The organism is Kitasatospora sp. NPDC057512 (assembly GCF_042802135.1).
Taxonomy (GTDB): Bacteria; Actinomycetota; Actinomycetes; order Streptomycetales; family Streptomycetaceae; genus Kitasatospora.
The window spans coordinates 1-4,235 of the sequence record NZ_JBHVET010000728.1; the positions used below are offsets into that span (position 1 = coordinate 1).

Annotated in this window: 4 protein-coding genes; all 4 read left to right on the forward strand. The window is 76.7% G+C overall.

Features of this window, described 5'->3' with window-relative positions:
• Positions 1-2,377, forward strand: a 2,377-nt coding sequence (locus ACFU6K_RS32670; RefSeq protein ID WP_380669222.1) for an SDR family NAD(P)-dependent oxidoreductase, incomplete at its 5' end; no start/stop codon positions are given.
• Positions 2,370-3,224 carry a 3-hydroxyacyl-CoA dehydrogenase family protein gene (locus ACFU6K_RS32675; RefSeq protein WP_380669224.1) on the forward strand — a complete coding sequence of 285 codons (855 nt, stop codon included), beginning with the start codon at positions 2,370-2,372 and terminating at the stop codon, positions 3,222-3,224. The genes ACFU6K_RS32670 and ACFU6K_RS32675, both read left to right, overlap by 8 nt.
• Before the next feature lie 68 nt (positions 3,225-3,292).
• Positions 3,293-3,565: an acyl carrier protein gene (locus ACFU6K_RS32680; RefSeq protein ID WP_380669226.1), complete on the forward strand. Its 273-nt coding sequence runs from the start codon at positions 3,293-3,295 to the stop codon at positions 3,563-3,565.
• A partial coding sequence (locus ACFU6K_RS32685) for an acyl-CoA dehydrogenase family protein (protein WP_380669228.1) occupies positions 3,562-4,235 on the forward strand: 674 nt, incomplete at its 3' end. The genes ACFU6K_RS32680 and ACFU6K_RS32685, both read left to right, overlap by 4 nt.

Genomic DNA, 4,235 nt, shown 5'->3' on the forward strand with positions numbered 1-4,235 from the left:
GGCCAAGCTGTGGGGCGGCCTGGTCGACCTCCCGGCCGGGGCGGACGCGTCGGCCGGATCGGACACGTCGGCCGGGTTCGACGCCTCGGCCGGGGACCGGCTGGCCGGGCTGCTCGCCGCGGGGCCGGAGGGCGAGGACCAGGTCGCGCTGCGCGGCACGGGGGCGTTCGCGCGCCGCCTGGTGCGCGCCCCGCGCCCGGCGGCCGGACCCGCCGGACCCGCCGGCTCCGCCGAGCCGTGGCGGACCGCCGGGACGGCGCTGATCACCGGCGGTACGGGCCTGATCGGCGGCCGGACGGCGCGGCTGCTGGCCGAGCGCGGCACCCCGCGCGTGGTGCTGGCCGGCCGCTCCGGCCCGGCCGCGCCCGGAGTCCCCGAGCTGGCGGCCGCACTGGCGGCCCTCGGCAGCGCCGTCGAGGTGGTCGCCTGCGACGTCGCCGAGCGGCCCGCGGTCGGCGCGCTGCTGGACCGCGTCGCCGCCACCGGCCCCGCGCTGTCGGCGGTGGTGCACTCGGCGGGCACCGGCCACGGGGCGCCGGTCGCCGCGCTGACCGACGCCGGGCTGCAGGAGGTCTCCGAGGTGAAGGTCGGCGGCGCCCTGCACCTGCACGAGCTGTCGGTCGAGCGCGGACTGGAGCTGGACGCCTTCGTGCTGTTCTCCTCCGGTGCCGCCACCTGGGGCAGCGGGCTGCTGGCCGGGTACGGCGCCGCCAACGCGGCGCTGGACGCCCTGGCCGAGCGGCGGCGCGCGGCCGGACTGGCGGCCACCTCGGTGGCCTGGGGCCTGTGGGGCGGCGGCGGCATGGGCGCTGGGGAGGCGGGTGAGCAGCTGAGCGCGTACGGGCTGCGGACGATGGCTCCAGAGCGCGGCATCGAGGGGCTCGCCCAGGCGCTGGACGACGACGAGACGCTGCTCGTCGTCGCCGACGTCGACTGGGCGCGGTTCGTGCCGCTGTACACGCTGCACCGGCCGAGCCCGCTGCTCTCCGCGCTTCCCGACGCCCTGCGGGTCCTGGAGCAGGAGGACGGGGACGGTGACGGGTCCGCGGGCGACGAGGGCGCCGGTGCGCGGCGGTCGTCCGCCGCCGTCCGGCTGTCCGCCCGGCTCGGCGGGGCGCGGTCGGCGCGGGAGCGGGAGGCGGTCCTGCTGGAGGTGGTCCGGGAGCACGCCGCCGCCGCGCTCGGCCACCCGGACGCGGCGGCCGTCGACCCGGACGCCACGTTCCTGGAGCAGGGGTTCACCTCGCTGAGCGCCCTGGAGCTGCGCAAGCGGCTCGCCGGGGCCACCGGTCTGCGGCTGAGCGGTCCGCTGGTCTTCGACCACCCCACCCCCGCCCTGACGGCCGCGTACCTGGGGGGGCGGCTCGCCGAGGGCCCGGTGCGGCAGGACGGCGGACCGGAGCGGGCCGCGCCCCGCTTCGCGCTGGCCGCCGCGCCGGAATCCGCGGACGGTACGGGGCGGGCCGGGGACACCGCGACACCGGCCGCCGAGACGCTGGCCGCCCTGTACCTGCGGGCGAACGGCCTCGGCCAGGGCGCCGACGCCGTACGGATGATCGCCGGGCTGGCCCGGTTCCGGCCCCGCTTCGCCGGCGCGGACGAGCTGGCGGGCGTCCCGCCCCTGGTCCCGCTCACCCGCCGGTCGGCGGACACCGTCGGGCCGACGCTCGTCTGCCTGCCGTCGTTCGGCGCGGGCGACGCCCAGGAGTTCGTCCGGGTGGTGCAGGGCTTCCGCCGCCCCCGGCACGTCCTGTCCGCGGTGATCCCCGGCTACACGGCGGGGGAGCCGCTGGCCGCCGGCCCGGACGCGCTGCTCGACCTGTGCGTCCGGACGGTGCTCGCCGCCCCGGAGACCGCCCCGGAGGCCGGCCCGTTCGTCCTCGTCGGCTACTCCTCCGGCGGGCTGGTCGCGCAGGCCCTCGCCGTGCGCCTCGCCGAACTGGGCCGGGGCCCCGCCGCGCTGGTGCTGCTGGACAGCTTCGCCCCGCAGTCGGCCGGTGCCCCCGACGAGATCATCGGCACCCTGCCGGCCGCCGTGCTCCTGGGCAACCCCGGGGGCGTCGACGCGGGCGGCATCGGCGGGGACGACTGGCTGACCGCGCTCGCCCACTACTACGTCCAGGACTGGCGCGGCCACGTCCCGTACACCGCGGACCTGCCGACCCTGCTGGTCCGCCACGGCGGCGAGCCGGGCGGCCCCGAGGGCGGGGACGGCGCCGTCCGCCTCCCGTGGGACCTCTCCGGCGACCTCACCCCGGTGACCGTTCCGGGCGACCACTTCACCCTGATCGGCGCCCACGCCGGGACCACCGCGCGGGCCGTCGACTCCTGGCTCGACGAGCACTTCACCACCACCCGGGAGGGACACGATGACTGACCGTCACGAACAGCACCGCCTCGCCGTCATCGGCGGCGGCGTCATGGGCACCAACATCGCCGCCCTCGCCCTCGGCCACGGCGTGGACGTCACCCTCGTCGACGTCGACGAGCCGACCCTGGCCACGGCCCGGACGGCGATCCGCCGCAAGCTGAAGCACGCCCAGCTGCTGGGGGCCCTCCCCACGGGCCGCGCCCACGGCACACTGGCCACCACCACCTCGCCGGCCGACATCGCCGACGCGACCGCCGTCGTCGAGGCCGTCGTGGAGGTCGCCGAGGTCAAGCGCGAGGTGCTGACCGAGGTCTCCGGGCTGGTCGCCCCCGGCACCCTGCTGATCTCCAACACCTCGTGCATCCCCATCGACGAGATGGCGGGCTGGGTGGCGCGCGGCGAGGAGCTCGTCGGCGTGCACTTCATGAACCCGGCCTACCTGATCACCATGGTCGAGGTGATCCGCGGCCGGGCCACCGGCGACGCCACGATGACCGCCGTCACCTCGCTGTTGACCGCGCTCGGCCGCACGGCGCTGGTGGTCAACGACGCACCGGGCTTCGTCGTCAACCGGCTGCTGCACCCGCTGATCAACCGGGCCGCGATGCTCGTGCAGGAGGGCGTCGCCTCCGCCGAGACGGTGGACGGGCTGCTGGAAGGCTGCCTCGGCCACACCACCGGGCCGCTGCGCACCGCCGACCTGATCGGCATCGACAACCTCGTCGACTCGCTGCGGGTCCTGCACGAGCGCACCGGCGACCCCGAGTGCGACCCCTGCGAGCTGATGCTCCGGAAGGTCCGCGACGGGCACCACGGCCGCAAGTCCGGCCGGGGCTTCTACACGTACGGCTGAGCACACCGGCCCTCCCCGAAACGGCTGGCCCCGAACGGCCAGCACGGAACTACGAAAGGTACGGACACATGACCACCGCGAACGCCGGTACCGGGACGACCGCCGTCGAGCAGGCGCTGAGCGCCTTCCTCGTCGGACACACCGGCGCCGAACCCGAGGTCGAGCAGGACCTCTTCGCCACCGGCGCGATCTCCTCGATGTTCGCCATGGAACTGGTGGTGTTCCTGGAGGACGAGTACGACATCGAGATCGTCGGCGCCGAGCTGAACCGGGACAACTTCCGCAGCATCCGCGCCATGGCGGCCATGGTGCTGCGCCTGCGCGAGACCGGGGACGCATGAGCGGCGGCGCCACCGGTACGGGCGGAACGGGCACGGCCGCCACGGGCACCGGCGCGACGGGCTTCGACACCGCCGCGATCGACGCCCTGGTCGGCGACGGGCCGGCCGCCTGGGACGCGGCCGGCCGGATCCCCGTCGAGCTGCTGCGCGAGCTCGGTGCGACGGGAGTGCTCTGCGCCGAGGTGCCGGCCCGTTTCGGCGGGCCCGGCCGCACCGGCCGGGAGAACGGCGAACTCACCGCCCACGTCGGCGCCCTGTGCAGCTCGCTGCGCAGCGTGATGACGGTCCAGGGGATCGCCGCGGCGGTCGTCCGCCGCTTCGGCGACCGCGAGCAGCGCCACCGCTACCTCGGGCAGCTGACGAGCGGCCGGCTCGCCTGCGTGGGCTTCAGCGAGCCCGGCGCGGGCTCCGACCTCAGCGGCATGACGACCCGCATCCGTCCGGCCGAGGACGGCAGCGGCGACCTGATCGTCTCCGGCGAGAAGATGTGGATCACCGGGGCCGCCTACGCCGACCTCGTCATGGTCGTCGGCCGCTACGGCGACGGGCCGGACGGCGCCGCCGCGATGGTGCCGACCGACGCGCCCGGCGTCCGCATCGAGCCCGTCGCGGCCCCGCTCGGCTGCCGCGCCGCCACGCACTGCCGCATCGTGCTCGACGACGTCCGGAT

What these genes read in the sequence shown, in the direction of transcription:
- ACFU6K_RS32675 (WP_380669224.1), top strand. Translation starts at nt 2,370, where the DNA reads ATGACTGACCGTCACGAACAGCACCGCCTCGCCGTCATCGGCGGCGGC.
- ACFU6K_RS32680 (WP_380669226.1), top strand. Translation starts at nt 3,293, where the DNA reads ATGACCACCGCGAACGCCGGTACCGGGACGACCGCCGTCGAGCAGGCG.